At 60.3% G+C, this 2,542-nt stretch carries 2 protein-coding genes and 1 pseudogene (1 of these 3 running past the window's edge); all 3 read left to right on the top strand.

The features are described from left to right. Positions 1–650, top strand: a pseudogene (locus ACFFAR_RS25235) (substrate-binding domain-containing protein); it begins 447 nt to the left of the window's first position. A gap of 193 nt (positions 651–843) precedes the next feature. Beyond that, positions 844–1,107: a hypothetical protein gene (locus ACFFAR_RS25240; RefSeq protein ID WP_062000032.1), complete on the top strand. Its 264-nt coding sequence runs from the start codon at positions 844–846 to the stop codon at positions 1,105–1,107. Positions 1,108–1,573: 466 nt separating this feature from the next. Next, a partial coding sequence (locus ACFFAR_RS25245) for a glycosyltransferase (RefSeq protein WP_375508664.1) occupies positions 1,574–2,542 on the top strand: 969 nt, incomplete at its 3' end.

Consider the following 2,542-nt stretch of genomic DNA (forward strand, 5'->3'; position numbering starts at 1 on the left):
CCGCCGATATCAAATACCGGGAGAGCGCCGAAGCCGTAAGCGCCCTGGCGCGCGGTGAATGCGAGCTCGCGGGTTTTCATTTGCCGATCGGCGAGTTCCGTGCGAGTTGCGCGGAGATTTATCGGCCGTGGCTGGATGCGGGGCGGCACGGCCTGATTCACCTGACGCGACGCACGCAGGGACTTTTCTTGCCGAAGGGCAATCCGAAAGGCATACGCGGATTGCGCGATCTCGCCCGCGACGACATCCGCTTCGTGAACCGGCAACCCGGCTCGGGCACGCGCATGTTGCTCGACCTGGCGCTGCGGCAAATCGGCGTGAATCCGGCGACCATCAACGGTTACGCGACTGCCGAACTGACACATTCAGCGATTGCCGCATTCGTGGCGAGCGGCATGGCCGACCTCGGCTTCGGCGTGCAGCCGGCGGCGCAGCAGTTCGCGCTCGATTTCATCCCGATCATCGACGAGGATTATCTGTTCGCCTGCGACCGCGACAAGCTCGCCGATGCCCAGCTAGCCGGCGTGCTCGACGTGCTGCGCAGCGCAGCGTTCAAGGGCGGCGTGGCGCAACTCGAAGGCTACGATCCGCTGCATTGCGGCGAACTGCTGGACCTTGAAGCCGCACTCGGCGGCTCAGTGCCGACGTGAGCCAAGACAGCGCGTTGTAAGCTAATGTAATACGCCGATACATGCGCGAGGGCCGCGTAACCGGCCGATTGCGGAGCAAGCGTTTAGAATCAGATTTCGCGGTCCGGATCTTCGGTATGCTTTTCTGAAACATTCGTGACCGGACGTTTAACCGAAGTCTGTTCATCGACTTGCTAGAGACTGTACTGCCGCCATGAAACTGCTTTTAAGTATTGCCGCATCCATCGCGTTTGTTGCCGGCGCCGTTGCCTTTGTGCCCGTTGCATTTGCGCAAAATTCACCCGGCATTCCGGGCGGTATCCTGCAAGACCAGTTCCGGCTGAAGGAGCACCCGCAATTGCAATTCGCGGCTTCCGCGCCGTCCGACAAGTACCAGAACAAGGAAACGGCCAAACGCCGCCGTGGTGATCTGGGCGATCCAAACGGTTGCAACCTGCAGTGCCCGAAGGACGAGTAACCCGCCTTTAGCGCATCGCAGCGCGCGACTTTTCAACGCACACGGCTTCGCTCGGTCATCGATCACGAAGCGTGTGCGATCACTACGCGTGTCCCCTCTTTAGCCGCGGCGTTCGCGGCGCTTGCCGCAACCGCAGCGTTAACCCTGCTTTCACCCCTCGATTTCTCATCTTCTCGCGGTTCGCTGAACGCTTCATTTGTCTAAGCGTCTGTTACCACTCATTACCGACCGATTAATGCTACTTGATGGCGGCGCGTACGGCATGCGCTCGGGTATCTTATCGTTGCGTGCGTTGAACGGTCCGCAGTGACAAACGCACTTAACTTTCATAAAAAACAATGAAGCAAGCCAGCTAAGTGGCCGCACGCGAACGAGGCGTGCCGAGAGGGCCACGTGGACGGCAGTGTCCACCCGACGGCATTGGCTAGCAGGACACGCTTTAGAAAGGCGAGGGGAAGACAGCCAAATGAGAATTCTTCAAGTCGTTCTTGCACCCCGGTTATCAGGGGCCGAGGTGCTTGCGAAGGGCGTAGCGATCGGGCATCAGCAAGGTGGTCACGATGTTTGCATCACGTCGTTGATGCCGGAGCACGACGATTTCGAACACATCAGCGCCGAGCTGCGGGCGAACAACGTCTTGTGTCTGTTTCCGCAGCGCTCGCTCGGCAAGGTCGGCCGACTGCTGTTCTTGCATCGCGCCATTCGCCGCTTCAAACCCGACATCATCTTCGCGCACGCGACCATACCCGCGCTGTACGTCCGCGCGTTGCCGACCCGCGTGCCGATTGTGTGGGTCATGCACTCCGGCGCCAACGACTTCGCGAACAACGCGTTGCTGTTTGCGGAACGCCTGCTGTCGGGGCGCGCCAAGGCGGTGATCGGGGTATCGCAGAAGAATATCGATGATTACGTCAAGGAAGTCGGTTCGCATCCGTCCATGATCGTGGTGCCGAACGGCGTCGATATCTCGCGCTTCACGCAGACGAGCGAACCGTTGACATCGACGGGAATCCGCCAGATCGTCCAGATCGGGCGTTATATCCCCGAGAAGAACCAGTTGCAGACCGTCCAGGCGTTCGCCCGCGTGGCCGCTGTCGATCCCGACGTGCGTCTGCTGCTTTGCGGCGTGATCGAGAATCTCGCGTATCACGCGGCAATCGTGAAACTCGTCGACGAACTCGGCTTGAACGATCGCGTGAAGATAATCGGGCCGCAGTCCAACGTGGCCGAGATCCTGCGCGAGTCACGGGCGTTCGCGATGCCTTCGAGTTTCGAGGCACACAGCATCGGCTTTCTCGAAGCGCTCGCGTCGGGTATTCCGGTGGTCGGGAACGCAATCCCGTCGTTTGCTTTTGCCGATACTTTTCCCGGCGTCGCGCTGCTCGATACCAGCGACGCCGATGCCTACGGCCGCGCGTTGCTCGATGCTCTGTCG

The organism is uncultured Caballeronia sp. (genome assembly GCF_964243625.1).
GTDB lineage: Bacteria > Pseudomonadota > Gammaproteobacteria > Burkholderiales > Burkholderiaceae > Caballeronia.

What these genes read in the sequence shown, in the direction of transcription:
- ACFFAR_RS25240 (WP_062000032.1), top strand. Translation starts at nt 844, where the DNA reads ATGAAACTGCTTTTAAGTATTGCCGCATCCATCGCGTTTGTTGCCGGC.